Consider the following 20,427-nt stretch of genomic DNA (forward strand, 5'->3'; position numbering starts at 1 on the left):
TAGTTACACTTTAATAGGAAGTGCGATTTTAAATTCTATTTCATGATTGTTATTACATACTACATCAATAGAACCTTTATAATAATCAACACGTTGTTTTATAATGGAAAGACCTATTCCTAGATGGTTATTTTCATTTTTAGTTGAAAACCCTGGTTCGAAGATATTTTTAATTTTTATATCTTCAATGTTTTTACAAGGATTTTTACATGTTATGACTAAGTTATCATCATCAATAACACCACTTACAAAAACCCTTCTATTCATTTGAGGTAGCTGTTCAACTTCTTGCATTGCATTATCAATTAAATTCCCTATTATTTTAATTATATCAATAGAAGTAACGCCTAATGATAATTTGTGTAAATTATTAAAATTATATTGAAAATGTATTTTTTTCTCTAAAGAAATTACAGTTTTACTTTGAATTAATGCTGCTAGAGCAGGGTGTCCTATTTCTAATATATCATTTACCTCAGATATTTCCCCAGTAAGATCATTTGTATATTTACTTAATTCTTCATATTTTTTTAATTTTACTAATCCTGAAATGACTTGTACATGATTTAAAAAGTCATGCCGTTGACCACGTATACTTGTGAACATTTTATTTACATCTTCAATATAAAACTGTTGAGTGATTTGAACCCCTTCATTTTTGGCTAGTTTTAATGTATTTAAAGTAAATAAGATGACGATAAGACTTATGACAACTGAAAAAATTAATAAGAGAAACATAATTTGAGATAACTGATGAAATAGTCCAGTATATCCTAATGTGATAATAAAACAGATGGAAATAAATTGAATGATTAAGATACATAATAATAATGTAATTCTTTTATTTTTTTGAATAGATAAAATAAGCTCTTTTCCTGGAGACAAATTTCTGCTTTTCAGTAAGTATATCATAGCAAGTGTGATGATCATGATTGGTAATGAAATATAAACTATATGTAAAGGAGTTTTTAATAGCTCTTCTCTGGTAGTTGATAAAATAGCTATTGTGCTGATTACAACTACTATTTCTAAAAATATTAAAGTAATAAATGAAAATAAAGATATGGCTAATTTATAAATAAATTTAAATCGATAAAAAATGAAGTAAAAAAAGATGAAGTAAGATAGTATGCTGTTTAGAAAATAAAAATAAGTAGGTAAATCAAAAATAAAAAAGTCTATATAGAAGGATTCTAATACAACAAATAGTAGAATTTTTTTCCAATATGTTTTAACTGAAAAGCCCCAGAAAATAAAAGCAAAGCAAGCAATTAAGAAATAAACAGGTATTGAATATATTAAAGTAATCGGTAAAGTATTTAAAATAGTTTCAAGCAAGTTAGTCACCTTTTCTATCATCATTAGTTAATCTACTAAAATTATACATTAGAAATCTCTAAACTTCAAAGAAAATTGTTATGTTATGTATTTTTTTGTCGAAAAACCTCGAAATATAATTTAACATGAATGATCGTATCTGAAAAGTCCTATGTCATATATTTTTGATTTGGAAACATTTAGGTAGTTTTTTAAAATGTTTAAGTAAAATGGTTATGATATACTTATTAATTAATAAATATTGTACGTGATAGGAGGGACTAGTTTGGGAAACAATTATAAATTGATAGCTTTGGATATGGATGGAACAGTTTTAAATGAAAAAGATAAGATTTCATCTGCAAATCAAGCTGCAATTAGAAAAGCAATAGAACATAAGGTGCTTGTTTGTTTTGCTACTGGTAGAGTCTATCAAGATATAGAACCATTTTTGCAGGAGTTAAATCTGGACACTCCTATAATAGCTTCAAATGGTGGAGAGGTTTGGAAAAATCCAAATGAAGTCTATCAACGTCATTGTATTGATGAAAAAATTATTAAAGAGCTTCGTGAGATTGCTATCTATAATAATTGCTGGTTTAAGGGCAGGGCAGTTGAGGGAGTCTTTAGTAGGGAGCAATGGATTGAAGATGATATAAGTGCTAACCAATGGTTATCATTTGTATTTTTTACAGATGAAGACAATAAAAGAAAACAAATTTTTGAAAAGATTAATGCATGGGGAACATTAGAAATCACAAATTCTCATCCATATAATCTTGAAATAAACCCAAGAGGAATCAGTAAAGCTAGCGGAATTCGTGAGATTTGTAAATGGAAAAATTTTGAAATGTCAGAGGTTATTGCGATGGGAGACAGTTTGAATGATTTAGCTATGATTTGTGAAGCTGGACTAGGTGTAGCGATGGGAAATGCACAGGATGAAGTGAAACAGAAAGCAGATATCGTAACATTAACAAATGATGAAGATGGTGTAGCAAAAATTATAGAAAATTATATTTAGTGAAATATAACTTTATGTAGACCCTTATATAAAGAAAAATTTACCTTATTATATTCAAATTCTATATAGACTTAGGAGGCTAATAGTTTGGCAAAAAAATATAAATTAGTTGCATTAGATATGGATGGCACAGTTTTAAATGAAAAAAGAGAGATTTCACCTGCTAACAAAAAGGCAATTGAACAAGCATTAAATAAAGGAGTCATTGTAAGTTTTGCCACAGGTAGAGGCTATCAGAGCATTGAGCCATACATACATGAATTAAATTTAAACACCCCGATAGTTGCAGTGAATGGAAGTGAGGTTTGGAAAAAACCAAAGGAATTATTAAAGCGAAACCTTATAGAATCAAAGGTTATTCAAGAACTACATGAGGTCGCTGTTCATTATGATACGTGGTTTTGGGGATATGCTGTTGAAGGTTTATTCAATAAAGAACAGTGGGCAGATAACTTAGATGATTATCAGTGGTTAAAATATGGCTTCTATACCGAGGATGATAATAAGATACGAGAAATAAATAACCTCATTCATTCATGGGGTACATTAGAAATCACAAATTCTCATCCTAATAACATTGAATTAAATCCATTGGGAGTAAGCAAAGCAAGTGGACTTCAAGCCTTATGTGAGTGGAAGGGGTTTGAAATGTCTGATGTTATAACAATGGGTGATAGTCTAAACGATCTGGCGATGATTCGTGCGGCAGGACTTGGTGTAGCGATGGGAAATGCGCAAGAGGTTGTAAAACAAGAAGCGGATGTTATAACGCTAGCTAATGACGAAGATGGTGTAGCGAAAATAATTGAAGAATATGTTCTAGCAACATAAGATGTTGCATGCCTCACCAACAACAAGAATAATAAACTATCGATCAAAAAACAGGAAGGAAATTTACTTTGGCAAAAAAAGATTCTTTAATTAAAGGTACATTAGTATTGGCTATCGCTGCTTTTACTGCACGATTCTTAGGAATTTTCCAGCGCGTCCCTCTTCAAAACATGCTTGGCGACAATGCAATGGCTACCTATGGTATTGCTAATTCTATTTATTTTCTATTACTCATGATAGCAACAGCAGGTATACCTGTGGCTATCAGCAAGTTAGTCTCAGAACGGATGGCAATGGGGAAATTTGCAGAGGCTCATCGCATTTATGTTGCAGCTGTTAAATTTGCTATTGTTGCTGGATTGGTAATGACAACATTTCTTTGGTTAGCTTCTGATTATTACGCGATATACATCGCAGAGGACAAGGATGCCGGGTTAGCTATTAAAGCCCTTGCCCCTGCTTTATTGTTTTTTCCTGTCATCGCAATTATGAGAGGTTATTTTCAAGGTAGACAACAAATGATGGGGAATGGAATTTCACAAATCATCGAACAAATAGTGAGAGTAATTGTTGCAGTAGGACTTGCTTCTTTATTGTTATTTATAGGTTTTTCAGAGCAATTGGCTATCGCAGGTGCTACATTTGGTGGTGTAGTTGGGGGAATTGCAGCATTGTTAGTCATGTTGTTTTATTGGCGAAGATTAAAAAAACAAGATTTGAAGGTACATAAAGATAACAACCTGCAAACCAATGCTACAGCGTCATTATCTTACAAAAAAATCTATCAGATGATTTTTAAAATCTCAGGTCCTGTTATTCTTATTTCGATCGCTGTACCTGCCATAAATTTTATTGACTCATCAACTGTAATTTCATTGCTGGAAGGGCAGCTAGGTTATGACAGTGCGAAGGAAATGTTGGGGATTTTGCAAAATAGAGCTCAGGCGGTAGCAGGTCTTCCGATCATCTTCTCCATTGCAATTAGTCAGTCCATTCTACCTATTATTTCATCAGCATATGCGAAAAAGGACTTACAAATGTTAAGTGGTCAGACTTCTCTTGCATTAAGATTGTCCGTTCTTTTCAGCTTACCAGTAATCTTAGTGTTATGCATAGCAGCAGAGCCTATAAATGGATTACTATTCAAAGATACTTTAGGAACCGAAGTTATTATATATCTTACAGCAAGTACGATTTTTCAAGTTATGATGATGACTTCAGGTACTATATTAATGGGATTAGGGCAGTTTAAAAGACCTATGATTCACGTTTCACTAGGCATTATTTTGAAAGTAATAGGGAACTACTTATTAGCTCCTTGGTTGGGGATTGTTGGAATTATCTTATCAACCGCAATCAGTTTTTCTATTGTTATGTTTTTAAACTTAATGTATTTGAAAAAAACAGTTTCATACTCAGTTTTAGGAAAAAGGTGGATTGGTACGATCATTACCTCTTTACTTTTGATAGGGATAGGGTATTTGGTTATTCTTTTCAATCACTCCGCCATTCAATTATCCATTGAAAGGTTGAATTATGCAGTTCATTCTATAATTCTTGCTCCAATCATTGGCATCTTATATTTATTATTTATGATTAAGTTTAAGGTAATAACAGAGAGTGATATTCGTCATTTACCTGGTCCAATTCAGAGAGTTATGCAAAAGGTATTTCGTATCATTCATCGTTAATCATTTGCAAACAGCATATTTCCAGCCATGACAGCCAACTCAATTTTATTTAAAGCTTGGCAATAATTTTGTGTCATTTCAATCGTGATGGGTGGTTTTACTTTTTTGAAATATTTCAAGACAGAAAGATCCTTGAACCAATCTTCATGCGAAGTAGGCTGAAAGGGGATATCTGACCATATATGAACTAATTGAGGGCTGAACAAAGGTTCAGCTCCTTTTTTTATATTGCATCCTATAATTCTCTGTTTCTTATAATCTGACTTATTTTTTTTGATTTGTAAAAATAGCTGAGGCCAGTAATCCATACGAGACCCCGTGTGTGGTACTTGTAACGAAAATCTTACGATCGCTTGATGTTGTTTTTGATAACAGAACAATATAACATAGAGTTTTTTACCTACTTCAATTCTTTCATGGAGATTTGCGAAATCTTGTACAGTTAGACCAACTAATTCCACCTTTTTCTTATGTTTAGAAGATATCATTGGGAAGATCACTTGATTTAATTGCAGCAAGGATTGAGCCTTAAAATAAAATTTATCAATTACTTTTTCCTTGAATTGAGGATTTGAAATGACTCTATTCTCAATGTAATTTTGCTCATTGATAATAAGTGCAACGGTTAGCAACGTTGATTGCCCTTCATTCCAATAAAGTTCCCAGAATGGGCGCATAAATTTAGACACGTGGAAAGCATCGAGTAAATGAAATAAGTTTTTTTTCAAATGTTGACTTTCTTCAAACAACAATAGCTGAGGGTAAGCATCTTGAAAAATAAGTGCATTCGCTCGTTCTAACATTAGAAATGTGGCCAGTCTTTTTTCATAGCTTAGTAAATGGGGGAGAAACTCACCTTTTAAATCGGTCATGTTCCAACCACCATTTCTAGATACCATGTGAGCTAGAAGTGCCCAGTGAAGACTTGGGTTTCGTTTGTAGATTTCTAAATAGGCTTGAGTGCGTGTTACGTTGTTAAGATTATTCGCCTTCGTTGTTTGTTGTATTTTATTTATAATTTTTTGCTCTAGTTTATTGTAGTTGGGTTTAGTGTATATAGGATGTCCTAATGCTCGCTTTAATTTTTTTTGGATATTTTGCAAGTCTTTTTGCTCATACCTTAAAGGTGTGTATTGTTTTTTTAGTTCTATGAAGTTAGGAAAATTCTTTATGATATATTTTGTTTCATAGAAAATCTCTTTAAACATTGCACCACCTTCTTTCTCGATATGATTATTCCCCATTGACAAAAAATCATGATTTTTTCATCTTGCTCTGAATAGGTATGTAAGAGTATATGAATATTTGGTAAAATAGGTGTGAATAATTTACATACCAATGTGATAAAAAGGTATAAAGATATATAAATGAATTAGGAGTGAATAGATCATGGAGAAAATAACAAGTCAAAAACAATTTAGTGAATTCATATCCAGGGAAGAGCCGACAATTGCTGTGTTCAAAGCAGATTGGTGCGTAGATTGTCGTTTCATAGACCCATTCATGCCAGAGGTAGTTTCTAAATATGGAGGGAAAGTTCATTTTATTGAAATTGATTCAGAACAATTCCCAGATTTAGTGGATCAGTATAATGTGTTAGGTATTCCAAGCTTCATTGCATTTCATAATCAAAAAGAGCTCATACGTTTCGTAAATAAATTAAGAAAAACACGAGAAGAAATTGAAGCCTTTGCAGATCGAGCTATAGAAGTTGCTGGCGCAATGCAAAAATCATAATTTATCATCTTTATGTTATTTTGTTACGAAGTTCGTCGCTTTTTTTGTGGAAGGGTTCATTTCCACATAGGCGGCGAATTTTTTAAAGTATTCTTTTTTTCTTCACTTTTTAAGATTGACCAATATGGTATTCTCATCTATTAACCGATATAATGATAGTGGTCGTAATAGAAGTTGTTCAAAATGTAGGTACAATCTTCTAGATGCTGAAATCTGAACTTTTTGAACATGCAATTATACATACATAGAGAAGGGTGAAAAAATTGGGTAAAGGATTAAAATGGCTCGCTACGATTACATCGATAGGGATGTTTATTGTTTTGCTTGCAGGGACATTGGTGACGAATACTGGATCGGAACTAGGTTGTGGTCATGACTGGCCATTGTGTAACGGTAAATTCATACCATCATTTACAATATCAACGATGATAGAATACAGTCATCGAGCTGTAACTGGTATTGAAGGAATCTTAGTTTTATTAACACTAGTTTTAGTCATTAGAACGTTGAAACATCGAAAGGATGCATTATTGTATGCATGGGGAACACTGTTTTTTACAGTGGTACAGGCTATCATGGGAGCAATGGCTGTGAAGTGGCCTCAATCAGATCCTGTATTAGCTCTACACTTTGGAATTTCATCCTTAGCATTTGCGAGCAGCTTGCTTCTTGCAATGATTATATGGAAAATAGATAAGGAAGATCAGAAATTATACACTAAATGGGGCGAACCTATTACAATTGATCATAAGCCTGTAGGTAAGAGTTATCGAATATTTGTGTGGTTAACCGTAATATATGCGTACATCGTCATATACACGGGAGCTCTTGTGAAACATACGGAATCAGGTTCAGCTTTTGTACAATTATTCCAAAATACATTCCAAACTTTATTTGGAAAAGTAGGCGTTGCACTTACACATATTTTCTCAGCAAGTTTATTATTTGTATTCATGTTGATCGTCGCTCATTTTGCCTATAGAACATACCATCATATTGAACCTATTCGTAAAGCAGGATTAGTCTCACTTGCCTTGATCGTTGCTCAAATCATTAGTGGTGTGTTATTAGTTGTAGCTATAAGTAATGATACTTGGTATCTAATTGCTATTATGCTGCATACTTCGATTATTTCAGCTTTGTTTGGCGTGCTTTGTTACTTATGCATGTTAGTTTGGCAGTGGAGGGAGAAAATTTAATGATTCAAGATTTAAGATCATTCATTGAGATATTAAAAAAAGAAAATGATGTTGTAGAAATATCCGCACCGGTTGATCCAAATTTAGAGATCGCTGAGATTCATAGACGTGTGATAGATGAAGGTGGACCTGCTTTATTATTTACTAATGTAAAGGGCAGCTCTTTTCCTGTTGTAACAAACTTATTTGGGACAAGCCGTAGAGTGGATTTAGCCTTTGGTCCCAAACCAGAGTTGCTTATGAAACAAATTATAGGAGCAATGGATACACTGCTTCCTCCTACACCAAAAGCGCTTTGGAAAGAGAAAGATTTAATATTTGATATGCTGAAAATTGGCACAAAAACAGTTTCTAAAAGCGAAGCTCCTGTAATGGAGGTATTAAAGAAACAAAAACCGTTAAGTGATCTTCCAGTAATTACAAGCTGGCAGGAAGATGGCGGACCCTTTTTTACTCTTCCACTAGTGTATACAGAGCACCCTGAAACGAAGGATCATAATCTTGGTATGTATCGCATGCAGGTATATGATGACCAAACAACAGGCATGCACTGGCAGATTCATAAAGGCGGGGGATTCCATTATCATGAAGCTGAGAAAAAAAATGAACATTTTCCTGTGACTGTATTTTTAGGAGGACCACCAGCGCTTATTGCTTCAGCTATTGCACCTGTACCAGAGCATTTACCAGAGTTATTACTAACTTCATTGATTTTAGGGAAAAAGTTAAAAACAGCTGAAAATCCTATCGGGGAACATCGCCTGATAGCGGATGCTGAGTTTGCAATCCACGGAAAGGTTCCACCACACTTTCGCAGACCAGAAGGTCCTTTTGGAGACCATTATGGATATTATTCATTAATTCATGATTTTCCTGAGTTAAGAATTGAGCATATATGGCATAGAAAAGATGCTATTTACCCCGCAACCATTGTAGGAAAACCCAAACAAGAAGATTATTACATGGGTGAATTTTTACAGCGATTATTATCACCAGCATTCCCAATGGCAATGCCTGGAGTAAAACAATTGTGGACCTATGCAGAAACAGGTTTTCATCCATTGGCGGCGGCTGTGGTTAGAGAAAGTTATTCTAGAGAAGTTTTAGCAAGCGCTTTTCGTATTTTTGGAGAAGGTCAGCTTACACTAACAAAATTTTTAATATTAACAGACCAAAATGTGGATTTAGAAAAATTTCCACAATTATTTGAATCTGTCTTAGAAAGATTTGAACCAAAAACAGATTTGTTTATTTTTAATAAAACCTCACATGACACTTTGGATTATACAGGGAAAAAATTAAATCATGGCAGTAAGGCTGTACTGATTGGTGTCGGAGAACCAATTCGACAACTACCTGGTGAATACACGAATGGAGATTTAACAGGAATATCGAAAATAGCTCCATACTGTAAAGGTTGTTTAGTTATTTCAGGGAAAAGCTATAAAGATGAACCTGAATTAGCAGCACGAATTTTAAAAGCAAACAAAGAAAAGCTTAAAAAATGGCCAATGGTGATATTGGTTGATGATGCAGATATTACAAAGGATCAAACCTCTTTTTTATGGACAGTATTTACTCGATTTAATCCAGCGACAGATATGTATGCTGATAGCGAAATACGTCAGCATCATCTAAATTATGAACTTCCAATTGTTATTGATGCAAGGATGAAACCTGGATATCCTGATGAATTATTTCCACGGGAGGACATTGTAGAACTAGTGTCCAAACGCTGGGGAGAATATTTTGGATAAAAAAATAAACCTTTTGCCACACATCGTATTTGCACTAGTCTATTTCATTTGGGGGATTAATATTGCCTCTATGAAAATAGGGGGGTTAGAGTGGGACCCTTTGGTTTTTAACGGTATCCGATTTTTGATTGTATTACCCATTCTATGGACAATCACTTATCTATCGTTTAAATCTAACAACATCATATTTTCCATAAAGAAAAATGATTTGTTATTGGTGGCAGGTTTAGGTGTATTAAATGCGGTTGGAATGGAAGCCATGCTTTCTTATGCACTGCAATATTCTACTTCTGCAAATGGAGCGGTATTAGGTAGAGGCTTTATGCCTGTTGTAACTGCTTTATTTGCACTTTTGTTAAAAGAGATTAAATTGACTAATCGAATTTTATTTGGCTTGCCAATTGCTTTTTTTGGTGTAGTCCTGATGATGTTAGGAAATAACTTGCACTTTGGGATTGATACACTTAGAGGTGATGTATTACTTTTGACTAGGGCATTTTTTGGAGCAGCTTATCTAATTGGTATGAATCATCTTTTGAAGAAGTACCCTATCACTCTGATTATTTCTTTAGAGATGACCGCAGGTGCGATGAGTTTATTACCTTTTGTTATTTTAAATGTAGATGTGGTTTATCTTCAGTCCATATCTGTGATAGGCTGGATTAGTTTAATCTATACTTCCATTATAGCTACAGTTATCGCGTTTTATTTACATCATTTCGGTTTAAGGAAACTTGGTTCTTTTAAAGCCTCAGTTTATGGATTTTTACTTCCTATTACTGCAGCAGTAGCTGGGTTTGTTATATTGCAAGAACGTTTAAGTTTAATACAAATTTTAGGGGCAGTTGCTGTGTTATGTTCTATGTATCTTATACAAAAAGAACGTTACAAGATTTCAGTTGAGAATGGGTAGAATAGAAATGAAGTAAACTGTGAACAACTGATATGAAGGAAGTGTTAATATGTATGATCATTCATTTAAATTACCTGATCACAAGAAAGAAGGGGACTTTTTTCATATCAATCAAGCTATTGAAAAGTTTAGTGATTTACTTATCCAGCTAGATGAAATTGAGGATTTACCAGATAGATATATTCGAATTAAACTTTTAGCAGAAGCATTTATTATTTCATTGAATGAATTAGAACAGAGTGTGTTTTCAAGTAAAAAATATAGTGAAAAAATTCACAAACTATACGAAGAGGACATGGATTCGGAGGAATTAAGACATTATTATTTGCATATTTATTATTATAAAAATGCATTTATTCGTATCTTTTCGATTTTAGATAAGTTAGGGTATTTTTTAAACGATTTATTGGAATTAAATACAGAGCAAGTAAAACCAAGGTTTTCTTATTACACTGCTTTAAGACAAATGTACAGCTTAAAAAAACATTCTTCTTTGCAGAAACTGTTGTACAATATCAAAGTAGACTATAAAGAACCCATGAAAATTTTAAAAAAAAGAAGGAATTTAGAGATTCATTATATAAATGTAGAAATGTTGGATGATTTAGTAAAAACAGATGACGTTTCCACAGAAAAAGTAACCATAGAAAATGTGAAAAATAATATTTATATTTTACAACAAGGTTATAAAATGGTGTGTAAATCTTTACTTGAAGTCTTTAAATATTCGACTTTTATGATGCAAAAAAAAATGAAGACCAAAAGATAATGATTGAAAAGTGAGAGGGGGTTGTGTGGATTTTATGTTGGAGAATAAAGTTGCTCTAGTTACTGGCAGTGCTAAAGGGTTGGGGAAAAAAACGGCATTGGCCCTTGCAGAGTTAGGATGCAATGTTGTTGTTAATTTTGTACATAGTAAAACAGAAGCAGATGATCTAGTAAAAGTGATTAAAGATATGGGAGTGAAATCAACAGCAATACAGGCTGATGTATCTAAATTTGAGCAGCTGCAAAACATGATACTCCAAATAGAAGAACAATTTAGCGGTGTTGATATATTAGTAAATAATGCCGGTCCATATATTCATGAAAGAAAGCTGTTTTATGATTACTCCCTTGAAGAAATGAATTATTTAGTTCATGGCAATTTTTTAAGTGTAATGCAGTTGGACCATTTAGTGCTTCCTAATATGAGAAAGAAAAAATGGGGGAGAATTATTCACTTCGGTTTTGGACTTGCCGCAGAGTCAAGAGGGTGGCCTCATAGAGCAGTTTATGCAGCAGCTAAAGTAGGATTGGTGTCTTTCACCAAAACATTGTCTGTAGAAGAAGCAGAGTATGGAATTACAGTGAATATGATTTGCCCAGGTGATATTCGTGGACAAAACAAAGAAAAGGAAATTAAAGATGTTGAGACTGTATATGATGAGAAATCGCCAAGAGGAAGATCAGGGACTGGAGAAGACGTTTCGAGAGTAATCACGTTTTTGTGTCAGCCGCAATCTGATTTTATTACAGGAAATATCATGGATATTTCAGGTGGGTTGGATCCGATTCGACCTTTTAGATGATTCATAAACCATTTTATTGAAAAATAAAGAGCCGTCCGTTAAATGGCGACTCTTTTTAATTGATTATGAAAATAGCACATAGAGCACTTTTAGGTTGAGCTTTGTTCAGGGGCCCGCAAAAGTAATAAGTATAAGCTACTTAGATTCACTTCACTTTGTGATTCTTTCTAGCTATGGGGTCCCCGAAAAGTATTCGGAGTAAACTTCGAAGCTATACTTCACTTTTTGGGGTGTTTCTTAGAATACTTGCTCTACTTCAGTAATACCTTCAACTTCTTCAGTAAGTGCTCTTTCAATCCCTGCTTTAAGTGTAATTGTTGAACTTGGGCAGCTGCCACAAGCACCAACTAATTTAAGCTTAACTATACCATCCTCAACATCTACTAACTCACAATCTCCTCCATCACGTTGAAGAAATGGGCGGAGTTTATCTAAAACTTCAAGTACCTCATCGTACTGCTTTTGTTTTTCTTCTACATTCATTTGATTCATCTCCTTCCTTCTATTATTATATTACAATAAGTAACTATTGCAAATGGTTCCTTTTAACTTTACTAATCTGAGCAAGATTTAGATAAAATCAAAATAAGTGTAAGCTTCTTAAAATTTTTTAACGTATAGTAGGTGATATCAATGAGACCCATTATTGAGTTTTGTACCAATAATATGCATTTTGGCACTGATAAAATTATGAAGGAGTTAGAAAAAAATCCCGAATACGATGTGATTGAATACGGTTGTTTGGGAAATTGTGGAGTATGCTCCATGGAACCGTATGCTCTCGTAAACGGGGATTTAATTACTGCTGAGACTCCAGACCAATTAAAAGAAAAAATTGAAACAGCGATAGAAGAATATTTAAAAATGTATGATCTAGATATTTAATTCATTTTTCTCTTTATCCAAAATGATGTTTAGACATCCAGAGAACTCCGCTTTTTAATACTCTAGGCACTCTGCCAATCATGACTGTTTTTTTGCCCATAACCCCAAATCCTTCTTTTTTACCTAAAGAACCTAAAACTCCTTTTAACTTGATTTTACCAAGTTTGGGAGTTTCATCTTTCCAAATGGCTTGAATAACTTCAGCAACTTGCTTGCCTTGCGCTTCTGCAGCTTGAGCACTTGGTGAAAAAGGTAGACTGGCACAATCACCAACAACATATATGTTTGGATTTGTAGGGACTTGATGATATTCATTTAGTATTACTCTACCTTGTTTATCCTTTTCAAATTTTAGGTTTTGAACTAATTTTACAGGTTGTATTCCAGCAGTCCATACTGTAATATCTGTATTTATTTTTTCATCTTGGTTATGTATAATTGTCGGTTCTACTTCTGTAACACAGATATTTCCACGCATTTCAATTTCATGCTCTTCAAACCATGCTCTTACGTATGATTGCAATTTTTTAGGGAAAGGTGAAAGTATGCTATCGCCTCGATCTATAATCCGAACATTAAGATCAGCTCGGCTTTCTCTTAGTTCAGCTGCGATTTCAACCCCGCTTAATCCGCCTCCTACAATTGTGACATGACCATATGGTTTGATGTCATTCACTTCTTGATACGTTTTTCGAGTTTCCGATAAGGATTGAATACTGTTTGTATATATATCAGCACCTGGAATACCATGGTAACGATCAGTACATCCTAGGGCAATAACTAATTGATCATAAGAAATTGGATCATCATTTTGCAAGTAAACAAGCTGATCCTCTGTGTTTACTTCGATAATTTCTCCGTATTTAAGTGTTAATCTAGAATCAATTGGGAATTGAACCCGAATGTCCATGTCGGAGATGGTACCCGATGCTAAAGCATAATATTCAGTTTTTAAACCTTGATAAGGCATTCGATCTACTAATGTGATATGAGCATCATCTGGAAATTGATCATTTAATAATTCAATAACAGTTGATAAACCTCCATACCCACCACCTAATATTACAATATTCTTCATTGCATTTTTCCTTTCATCCAAATCTTTCTTCATTTTTCTATTTTATATAAAATAGAGGATATTTTGGCCTTATTTTTAATAAAACTTGGTATTTCGTTAAAAATAGAGGAAAATGTTAGCCTTATTTTAAGGAATTGAGCTAAAATTATAAAGATGATATAAATAAGACCTTTAAGTTCCTCTATTTTTTCATTTATTGATCTAAATTGAAGAATAAGACCCTCAAATTCCTCTATTTGTCTCATTCCATCACTCTGTAAATTAAAGGGACTCCGAAGACTTTTCCAGTAAAAAACTACAAAGCTAGATCACACACATTTGGGAAATCACTTCGGGCTCCGCAAAAGTAATTGAATATAGCTCCTTCGTTTTGCATCACTATTTGTGAATGTTTTCTGGGGTGGTCTTAGCTTTTCCCTATTCGTAAACTTTAATCTCGTTATAAAAAGTATCTCTTTCTACAGGGATACGATCAGCACCTTTGATTAACCAGATTAACTCTTCTCGAGTCAAACCTTCCTGAGATAAAGCTCCAGCAGCATGGCTGATTCGTTCTTTAATTAAAGTGCCATGAACATCAGATGCACCAAAAGTTAATGACATTTGAGTTAATTGAGTCCCTATATTAATAAAGTATGCTTTAATATGTGGAAAATTATCTAACATTAAACGGCTGATTGCCATCGTTTTAATATCCTCAAATGCAGATGTACGTCTTTTGATACTTGCATTCACATTCTTAGGTTGAACTGCCAAAGGAATAAATACCATAAAACCATTTGTTTGATCCTGCAGTTCTCTTAAATAAACCATATGCTGTAAACGTTCTTCTAAAGTTTCAATAGATCCATACAGCATGGTTGCATGTGTTTTCATTCCTACTTGATGGGCAGCACGATGAACATCTAACCATTGCTCTGTTGTTGCTTTGTTGACGCTCATTTTCTTACGATATCTTTCAGATAAAATTTCTGCACCACCGCCTGTAAGTGTTTCTACACCTGCTTCTTTTAAAGCAATCAGTACTTCTTTTATACTTAACCCACTGATTCTTGAGAAAAATTCAACTTCAGCAGCAGTGTAAGCTTTCATCGTTACATTTGGGAAGTGGTTTTTCAATCCTTTAATAGAATCTAAATAATACTGAAATGGAACTGTGTGATTATGGCCTCCAGTGATATGGAATTCTCTAACCCCTGGATGGTAATGTTTTTCAGCAAACTCTATTACTTCATCTGGACTATAAGTAAATGCACCTTCTTCTCCAGGATTTCTTTTGTAACCACAGAACGCACAAGTAGCTTCACATACATTTGTAAAATAAAGAGTCATATTTTCAATAAAATATACTTTTTTTCCGTTCTTTTTTAAATTCACATGATTCGCTAATTGACCAATCGTTAAAATATCATCAGACTGATATAAATAAAGTCCATCTTTCAAACTGATTCGCTCACCATGTTGAACTTTTTCAATAATGGATTTCATGCGTGTGTCTGGATGGTCTGCAATTAAGTTCATCAAATTAGTTCTCCTTCCTGTTTTCATAATAAATATATATAAGTTCAAAATTAAAAGGTTAAAAATGCAAAGAATGTTGCTTAAACAACCATTCTCTAGCTTTATTCTAAATAACACCCTATTCATTATAAACTTAGTGTCCATTACGGGCAATACGAAAAATATATCCTAATGTTGTTACCAAATATGTTTCTTAGTATAATATACTTATCAGATGCATTAAATCTGCAATAAAGAGATCATATATAAGCTGTTCCAATAAAGAGAATCTTGCTTTCAGACTAGTGCCGATGCACTGATCCTGCTATTACCACATGGACGTGGTAGTTTTAGAAGGGATGTAAACCAAATTGTTAGCTGTTATCTCCCCCTAGAAGAAGAGGGAGTCTTACAGGATGAGAACGTGATAAATCTTAAAGGAGGAAAAGTTATGATTAATATTTCTAGTACAGCATTTGAAAAAATAAATGAAATGTTATCTGCTGAAGAATCACCTGACTTATTTTTACGTATTGGAGTTAAATCAGGAGGTTGCAGTGGTTTCTCATATGGAATGGGTTTTGACAATGAGAAGGCAGATGATGATAAAGTTTTAGATATTGACGGGCTAAAGGTTGTTGTTGATGAAGATAGCATCAAATATTTGAATGGATTAAATGTCGATTATAAAGAGTCCGCTATGGGTGGAGGATTTACAATTGATAATCCAAATGCTTCAGCAACATGTGGATGTGGAAGTTCATTCAGAACAGAAGCAGATGCAGGACAACCAAGCGAGTGTTAATACTAAAGGAAATGCAGTAACATTCTAATTTAATATGATACTTTAAAAAACCTTTTCGTTAGTAAGGACTACACACAATACTAATGTGAAGGTTTTTTATTACTTTTTTGAGACTAGAAATTAGAAGAGATGTTTAACTAAAGTAGTTTTTGGTGGGATGAATTTCTAAATTATCCATAAAGGAGGTTTTTTGTAAGCGTTGTCATTTAGGCGACAAGATTTAAATTATTTTAATTAAATTAAAAAGGAGATGGGGTTCATGATCGCATTTTTAGTCATTATTATTTTATTTTTAGGTTTTTGTGCAGTTTCAGCATATTTATTGATGTTAGGAGTAATCAAGGATACAACAGAATATGATCACAAATATCTTTGGAATGATCATAAAAATATAAATCATTAGAAAAAGATTTCTCTTTGCTTCATATACATATATTACTCACTTAATAAAGGGGGAGTAATATAATGTGGCCTTTTTTGATTATTATTACTTTGTTTTTATCTTTTTGTTGCTACGGTGCCTATCTGCTTATGTTAGGAGTGAAAAAAGATACTGCATTGTACGATCAAACATACCTATGGCATGAATTTAATATAAGCTTGGAAGAAATGAATTTAAAGAAGAATAAAGAGAAGTAATTACACAAATGCTCAAAAAAAGAAGAGGGAAACCACTGTAGAAGCTGATGAAGCAATATAGATTCATCAGCTTCTTTTGCGGAAAGCACGTCTTTCAGCATATTCAGTACAATGTCTGCAGACGACGACAGGTTCATTATGGTCGTTAAAGTATTTTCTTGCATCCACGGCCTGTTTTCCACAAATTGCACATCTTTTGGGTTTGAAAAAATTTTTAAACCATTGAAACATTTCATCACCCTCCCCAATAACAAGAACACTTGTTCTTGTATGTGTTATTTGTTATTATTATCATAAAGAGAATCTTACTCTCAGTTGTAAACCATTTTGTTAGTTTCTACATGCTGTATATTTTGAAGAAATGGGCGTCTTACAGAATGTTGAACATAAAAAATTTATTTTACAGGTGATTTCAATGAAGTTGTTAACTGATGAAAAGTTGTTAAAGACCTATGCGTTAGCTTTAAAGTTAAAATTAGATCAAGATTTTATTCAACTATTGTTGGAAGAATGCACCAGAAGAGGTTTAACAGTTAAGGATGGAAGCAACCAAAAAGAAATTAATGAGAGCAGTGTACTATATTCTATACGCCTGAATTACTAATATACTGTCTCACTAACGATTTTATGAAATTCAGAATCACATAATTCACAATAAGCAAGATGCACACATTGATGATTTTTCAAATCTGGATAGCCATTTGCAGTTTTTAATTCGTCAATATTCAAATAAGCGGAATATGGTCCCATAAAGTCTCCAATTCGACCATAATCTTTGGCTTCTTGATTACATTTAGAGCAAATTGCATTTAAATTTGATAAACCATTGCAAACTGAACAAAAAGACATAGGGTATCCCTTCCTTTTAGAATTAATTCTTCAAGAAGTAGGATACCCTATATTTTAAAATTTCATATTACTGCTATGTCCTGGAGACAATTTAGCATCAGGATCAATATATACTTTTGCATTATTGATGGCTGTTGGAGCTTCTCCAAACCCTACTGCGATCAGTTTTAGTTTTCCTGGATATGTTGTGATATCTCCTGCAGCAAAGATTCCTGGAATATTTGTTTCCATTCTTGAGTCAACTACGATAGATCCTTTTTCAATATTTAAGCCCCATTCAGCAATAGGACCTAGGGAAGAAACGAACCCATAATTAACGATAACTGTATCTACGTCTAAATCAAACGCTTCATCTGATTTAACATCTCTAATTGTTACTTTTTCAATTTTATCTGTTCCATGGAGTTTGCTAATTTCTTTAGGTGTAAGGACATTTACTGAAGAATTCATTAAGTTGTCTACACTATGTTCATGTGCTCTAAATTTATTTCTGCGATGAATAATTGTCACTTCTTTAGCAATCGGCTCTAGCATTAATGCCCAATCTACAGCAGAGTCACCGCCACCGCAAATCAATACTTTCTCATCTTTAAATTCATTTAGATCTTGAATAAAATAACGTAGATTCTTTTTTTCAAATTGTGATGCTTCTGGCAGATCTAATCTTCTTGGCTCAAAAGCCCCAATTCCACCAGTAATAATGATGGCTTTTGCCATATGTACTGCTTGATCAGTTGTGATTTCAAACAAACGCTCTTCTTTTTTCTCAACCTGCAGCACCTTTTCTTCTAAACAAACTTCCGTAGGGAAGTGTTTCATTTGTTCCTTTAAGTTGTCAATTAATTCTTGAGCTCTTACTTTAGGGAAACCAGCAACATCATAAATAAATTTTTCTGGATATAATGCTGATAACTGCCCCCCTAATTGAGGCATACTTTCAATGATTTTTACAGAAGCATGTCTCATACCTCCATAAAAAGCGGCGAACATTCCTGCAGGTCCACCACCGATTACGGCAATGTCTACGATTTCATTATTATGTTGTATATTTGACACGAAAATTGCACCTCCGAGAATTTGAACCTTCCGTATTTCATTATAAACTTACCATTATTAAAAGAAAACCTTTTTGAAAAACAGTTTGAGTATTAATCTATACAAAATTTATATGATTATCATAACATATCGTTATTGATTATAAGTGGATAGTATAGTTTGTGATTTATGTTACGAAATTAGACAAATTTCTCTTGCTATTTTTGATTGATCGTTATATTATTACGATTGGATAAGTAAATGAGGTATAATTCACATAAAATTTTATCTGGGTGGGTAAAATAAAATTAATTTATCATGGGATTGTTTGTGCATTTTTTCACAACTCATTTATAAATACGGAAAAATAAAAAGAATGGATGGGAGTATATTTATGAGTCAAATACCTAGAATAGTCATCGTTGGTGCAGGATATGGGGGGATTGTAACATCTATTCGTTTACAGAAAGAACTAAATTATAACGAAGCGGATGTAACATTAATTAATAAACATGATTATCATTATATAACAACACATTTGCACATGCCTGCTGCAGGAACGGATGATCCTAAAAATGCAAGAGTGGATATTTCTAAATTAATCGATGAATTTAAAGTTGATTTTATTAAATCTACAGTTGTTGAAATTAATTCAGAAGAAAAGAAAGTCATTTTAGAGGATGGCGCAGTCTCTTATGATTACTTAGTTATTGGATTGGGTGGAGAACCAGAAACATTTGGGATCCCGGGTCTTAAAGAATATGCGCTTAGCATTCGCAGTATAAATAGCGTAAATTATATTCGTGAACATATCGAATACATGTTTGCAAAATATAAAAATGATGAAAGCCGCAAAGATTATTTAACTTTTGTAGTCGGTGGTTCAGGTTTTACAGGGATTGAGTTTGTAGGTGAACTAGCAGATCGACTTCCAAAACTATGTAATGAATTTAATGTAGACCCTAGTTTGGTTAGAATTATTAATGTTGAGGCAGCACCTACTGCATTGCCTGGATTTGACCCTGATTTAGTGAAGTATGCAATGGATGTTTTAACTGAAAAAGGTGTAGAGTTTATGATTTCAACACCAATTAAAGAATGTACACCTGATGGTGTTATTTTAGCTACAGGGGAAGAGATTAAATCTCAAACTGTTGTTTGGACAGGTGGAATACGTGGAAATAGCTTAGTTGAGAATGCTGGGTTTGAAGCGGTAAGAGGTCGTGTAAAGGTTGATGAATACTTAAGAGCTCCAGGGTTTGATGATGTATTTATTATTGGGGACTGTTCAGTAATGTTTAAAGAAGATGGAAAACCATATCCACCAACTGCTCAAATTGCGATGCAGCAAGGTGCAACGTGTGCATATAATTTGGCAGCCAGCATAAGAGGAGATAAATTAAAAGCATTTAAACCGCAAATTAAAGGAACGGTTGCATCTTTAGGTAAAGGTGAAGCTATTGGCGTAGTCGGAGAGAAAAAAATAAAAGGTTATACGGCTGCTATTATGAAAAAAATCATTGATATCCGTTATTTATATATTATCGGGGGTATCCCACTTGTATTAAAGAAAACACGCTTATAGGTTTGAATCGG

22 protein-coding genes are annotated in these 20,427 nt (G+C 33.4%); 15 read left to right on the plus strand and 7 right to left on the minus strand.

Annotation, left to right across the window (positions count from 1 at the left end; all coding sequences use genetic code 11):
• Window positions 1–3 precede the first annotated feature (3 nt).
• On the minus strand, window positions 4–1,362 hold the full coding sequence (locus tag Q5Y73_RS00400; RefSeq protein ID WP_305989874.1) for a sensor histidine kinase: 1,359 nt from the start codon (window positions 1,360–1,362) through the stop codon (window positions 4–6).
• A gap of 241 nt (window positions 1,363–1,603) precedes the next feature.
• Here Q5Y73_RS00400 and Q5Y73_RS00405 point away from each other — a divergent pair, with 241 nt between their 5' ends.
• The 3 genes from Q5Y73_RS00405 to Q5Y73_RS00415 all read left to right on the plus strand — a co-directional run bounded on the left by Q5Y73_RS00405 (window position 1,604) and on the right by Q5Y73_RS00415 (window position 4,863).
• Window positions 1,604–2,341, plus strand: coding sequence for a Cof-type HAD-IIB family hydrolase (locus tag Q5Y73_RS00405; protein ID WP_305989875.1), 738 nt, complete (start codon window positions 1,604–1,606; stop codon window positions 2,339–2,341).
• Between the two features lie 87 nt (window positions 2,342–2,428).
• Window positions 2,429–3,172 carry a Cof-type HAD-IIB family hydrolase gene (locus tag Q5Y73_RS00410; protein ID WP_305989876.1) on the plus strand — a complete coding sequence of 248 codons (744 nt, stop codon included), beginning with the start codon at window positions 2,429–2,431 and terminating at the stop codon, window positions 3,170–3,172.
• A gap of 68 nt (window positions 3,173–3,240) precedes the next feature.
• The gene (locus Q5Y73_RS00415; RefSeq protein WP_305989877.1) at window positions 3,241–4,863 is read left to right on the plus strand and encodes a putative polysaccharide biosynthesis protein; all 1,623 of its coding nucleotides are present in this window, start codon (window positions 3,241–3,243) and stop codon (window positions 4,861–4,863) included.
• Here the strand turns inward: Q5Y73_RS00415 and Q5Y73_RS00420 are convergent.
• Window positions 4,860–6,071 carry a DUF2515 family protein gene (locus tag Q5Y73_RS00420; protein ID WP_305989878.1) on the minus strand — a complete coding sequence of 404 codons (1,212 nt, stop codon included), beginning with the start codon at window positions 6,069–6,071 and terminating at the stop codon, window positions 4,860–4,862. The genes Q5Y73_RS00415 and Q5Y73_RS00420 overlap by 4 nt on opposite strands.
• A 181-nt stretch (window positions 6,072–6,252) precedes the next feature.
• Between Q5Y73_RS00420 and Q5Y73_RS00425 the strand changes: the two genes are divergently transcribed.
• The 6 genes from Q5Y73_RS00425 to Q5Y73_RS00450 all read left to right on the plus strand — a co-directional run bounded on the left by Q5Y73_RS00425 (window position 6,253) and on the right by Q5Y73_RS00450 (window position 12,040).
• Window positions 6,253–6,600: a thioredoxin family protein gene (locus Q5Y73_RS00425; RefSeq protein WP_305989879.1), complete on the plus strand. Its 348-nt coding sequence runs from the start codon at window positions 6,253–6,255 to the stop codon at window positions 6,598–6,600.
• 263 nt (window positions 6,601–6,863) lie between these two features.
• Window positions 6,864–7,799 (plus strand): COX15/CtaA family protein, encoded by a 936-nt coding sequence (locus tag Q5Y73_RS00430; RefSeq protein ID WP_305989880.1) that lies wholly within the window; start codon window positions 6,864–6,866, stop codon window positions 7,797–7,799.
• The gene (locus Q5Y73_RS00435; protein ID WP_305989881.1) at window positions 7,799–9,556 is read left to right on the plus strand and encodes a UbiD family decarboxylase; all 1,758 of its coding nucleotides are present in this window, start codon (window positions 7,799–7,801) and stop codon (window positions 9,554–9,556) included. The genes Q5Y73_RS00430 and Q5Y73_RS00435 overlap by 1 nt, the downstream gene beginning before the upstream one ends.
• A complete protein-coding gene (locus tag Q5Y73_RS00440) occupies window positions 9,549–10,469 on the plus strand; it encodes a DMT family transporter (RefSeq protein ID WP_305989882.1) in 921 nt (306 codons plus the stop codon). The genes Q5Y73_RS00435 and Q5Y73_RS00440 overlap by 8 nt, the downstream gene beginning before the upstream one ends.
• Window positions 10,470–10,518: 49 nt before the next feature.
• A complete protein-coding gene (locus Q5Y73_RS00445) occupies window positions 10,519–11,238 on the plus strand; it encodes a Cthe_2314 family HEPN domain-containing protein (protein WP_305989883.1) in 720 nt (239 codons plus the stop codon).
• Window positions 11,239–11,275: 37 nt separating this feature from the next.
• A complete protein-coding gene (locus Q5Y73_RS00450; protein WP_305990833.1) occupies window positions 11,276–12,040 on the plus strand; it encodes an SDR family oxidoreductase in 765 nt (254 codons plus the stop codon).
• Window positions 12,041–12,277: 237 nt separating this feature from the next.
• On the opposite strand, the gene Q5Y73_RS00455 is transcribed toward Q5Y73_RS00450, so the two are convergent.
• Window positions 12,278–12,523, minus strand: coding sequence for a NifU family protein (locus Q5Y73_RS00455; protein ID WP_305989884.1), 246 nt, complete (start codon window positions 12,521–12,523; stop codon window positions 12,278–12,280).
• Between the two features lie 150 nt (window positions 12,524–12,673).
• Here Q5Y73_RS00455 and Q5Y73_RS00460 point away from each other — a divergent pair, with 150 nt between their 5' ends.
• Window positions 12,674–12,925, plus strand: a complete 252-nt coding sequence (locus Q5Y73_RS00460) for a YuzB family protein (protein ID WP_305989885.1) — start codon at window positions 12,674–12,676, stop codon at window positions 12,923–12,925.
• A gap of 13 nt (window positions 12,926–12,938) precedes the next feature.
• On the opposite strand, the gene Q5Y73_RS00465 is transcribed toward Q5Y73_RS00460, so the two are convergent.
• Window positions 12,939–14,003, minus strand: coding sequence for an NAD(P)/FAD-dependent oxidoreductase (locus tag Q5Y73_RS00465; RefSeq protein WP_305989886.1), 1,065 nt, complete (start codon window positions 14,001–14,003; stop codon window positions 12,939–12,941).
• A 417-nt stretch (window positions 14,004–14,420) separates the two neighbouring features.
• Window positions 14,421–15,527: an aminofutalosine synthase MqnE gene (gene mqnE, locus Q5Y73_RS00470; RefSeq protein ID WP_371320117.1), complete on the minus strand. Its 1,107-nt coding sequence runs from the start codon at window positions 15,525–15,527 to the stop codon at window positions 14,421–14,423.
• Between the two features lie 427 nt (window positions 15,528–15,954).
• Between mqnE and erpA the strand changes: the two genes are divergently transcribed.
• The 4 genes from erpA to Q5Y73_RS24750 all read left to right on the plus strand — a co-directional run bounded on the left by erpA (window position 15,955) and on the right by Q5Y73_RS24750 (window position 17,551).
• Complete coding sequence (gene erpA / locus Q5Y73_RS00475; RefSeq protein ID WP_305989888.1) at window positions 15,955–16,308, plus strand: iron-sulfur cluster insertion protein ErpA; 354 nt, start codon at window positions 15,955–15,957, stop codon at window positions 16,306–16,308.
• Between the two features lie 259 nt (window positions 16,309–16,567).
• Window positions 16,568–16,711 carry a hypothetical protein gene (locus Q5Y73_RS00480; protein ID WP_305989889.1) on the plus strand — a complete coding sequence of 48 codons (144 nt, stop codon included), beginning with the start codon at window positions 16,568–16,570 and terminating at the stop codon, window positions 16,709–16,711.
• 62 nt (window positions 16,712–16,773) lie between these two features.
• Window positions 16,774–16,947 carry a hypothetical protein gene (locus Q5Y73_RS00485; protein ID WP_305989890.1) on the plus strand — a complete coding sequence of 58 codons (174 nt, stop codon included), beginning with the start codon at window positions 16,774–16,776 and terminating at the stop codon, window positions 16,945–16,947.
• Window positions 16,948–17,362: 415 nt separating this feature from the next.
• Entirely contained in the window at window positions 17,363–17,551 is a 189-nt protein-coding gene (locus tag Q5Y73_RS24750; protein WP_371320118.1) for a sporulation histidine kinase inhibitor Sda, read from the plus strand.
• Here the strand turns inward: Q5Y73_RS24750 and Q5Y73_RS00495 are convergent.
• Window positions 17,548–17,796: a hypothetical protein gene (locus Q5Y73_RS00495; RefSeq protein ID WP_305989891.1), complete on the minus strand. Its 249-nt coding sequence runs from the start codon at window positions 17,794–17,796 to the stop codon at window positions 17,548–17,550. The genes Q5Y73_RS24750 and Q5Y73_RS00495 overlap by 4 nt on opposite strands.
• Before the next feature lie 54 nt (window positions 17,797–17,850).
• On the minus strand, window positions 17,851–18,852 hold the full coding sequence (locus tag Q5Y73_RS00500) for an NAD(P)/FAD-dependent oxidoreductase (RefSeq protein WP_371320119.1): 1,002 nt from the start codon (window positions 18,850–18,852) through the stop codon (window positions 17,851–17,853).
• A gap of 373 nt (window positions 18,853–19,225) precedes the next feature.
• On the opposite strand from Q5Y73_RS00500, the gene Q5Y73_RS00505 reads away from it, so the two are divergent.
• On the plus strand, window positions 19,226–20,416 hold the full coding sequence (locus tag Q5Y73_RS00505) for an NAD(P)/FAD-dependent oxidoreductase (protein WP_305989892.1): 1,191 nt from the start codon (window positions 19,226–19,228) through the stop codon (window positions 20,414–20,416).
• Window positions 20,417–20,427 lie beyond the last annotated feature (11 nt).

Source organism: Chengkuizengella axinellae, from assembly GCF_030730905.1.
Taxonomy (GTDB): Bacteria; Bacillota; Bacilli; order Paenibacillales; family KCTC-33759; genus Chengkuizengella; species Chengkuizengella axinellae.